This window comes from Acinetobacter sp. YH12235 (assembly GCF_013417705.1).
Classification (GTDB): Bacteria; Pseudomonadota; Gammaproteobacteria; order Pseudomonadales; family Moraxellaceae; genus Acinetobacter.
Window position 1 is genome coordinate 1 of sequence record NZ_VPDL01000069.1, and the last position, 1295, is coordinate 1295.

The window sequence follows — 1295 nt, forward strand, 5'->3', positions numbered from 1 at the left end:
TAATGCCAGTCAGTTAAGCAAATATTAGTAAAATGTAGTAAAAATGAGTGTATGTAAATACGCTCATTTTTTTATGACTTTATCTGAAAATTTAGATTGCACCCTTCAACATTCTTTACCTTCACTTAGCCATTTTAGTGAATTTATTGATTTCAACTGGATTGAGGAAAGTCTGCATCAAACAGGTAAGGCATCAATTAGAAGAAGGAAGTTACCTGCTGAACATGTGGTGTGGCTTGTCATTGGACTCGCTTTATTTCGAAATCAACCTATCGGATATGTCGTAGAACAGCTAAAACTTGTATTTGGTACAACAGAATATTGTGTTCCTAGCGCAGTAGTACAAGCACGACAACGTTTAGGATCAGAACCTTTAAATGCGCTATTTTCTTTACTTAGCCAAGCCTGGTTTGAAGAATCTCAGCAGCAATACTCAAACTTTCACGGTCTGAGTGTGTGCGCTGTTGATGGTGTTGTTTGGTCTATGCCTTATACAGATGAGAATTTTGCACACTTTGGTTCATCTAAAGGAAAAACTGCTGATGCTCCTTATCCACAAGTGAGAGCAACCTGCTTAGTAAATACCGCGACCCATGAAATTATAGATGCTCAAATAGGTAGTATGGATCAAGGTGAACTCACACTGGCAAGCCAATTATCTCCTTGTTCACACAGTATTACCCTATTTGATCGAGCCTATTTCTCTGCAGATTTTCTCATCGGGTGGCAAAAACGTGCAGAAGAAAGTCATTGGCTTATGCGTGCAAAAGATAATTTACGGTATGAGATTGTGGAGCGTAATTCGCAACATGACTTTCATATTAGAATGCCGATATCAACAAGAGCTAAAAAACTTAATCCAGCCTTAGGAGACTATTGGGAGGCACGTCTCATTGAGGTTGAGCAGGCAGGTAAGATTAGACGTTATATCACTTCACTAATAGATTCAAAGAGATATCCATTATTAGCTTTAGCAAAACTCTATGCCCAGCGTTGGGAAATAGAAATGTGTTACCGAGAAATCAAGAGTAACTTACAGGAAGGGAAGCATTTAAGGAGTAAACAACCTGCCTTGATTTATCAAGAATTATGGGGAGTCTTTATTGCCTATAATATTCTAAGAAGACAAATGAAATATATGGCGCAACGTGCAAAAGTCAGTCCTTTGAGAATGAGCTTTCATATTACCTCTATTGCTATCCTTAACCTATTGAAGTTTGATTCTTTGGCTTCCGCAGGTAATTTGCCTAAACATCTAGAAAGTTTAATGGAAAAATCTAAAAGGTATGTTTTAC

1 protein-coding gene is annotated in these 1295 nt (G+C 37.7%); it reads left to right on the forward strand.

Annotated features, from left to right (window positions below; genetic code table 11):
• Positions 1–73: 73 nt before the first annotated feature.
• The coding region (locus tag FTV13_RS15555; RefSeq protein WP_179993461.1) for an IS4 family transposase at positions 74–1295 on the forward strand (1222 nt) is incomplete at its 3' end.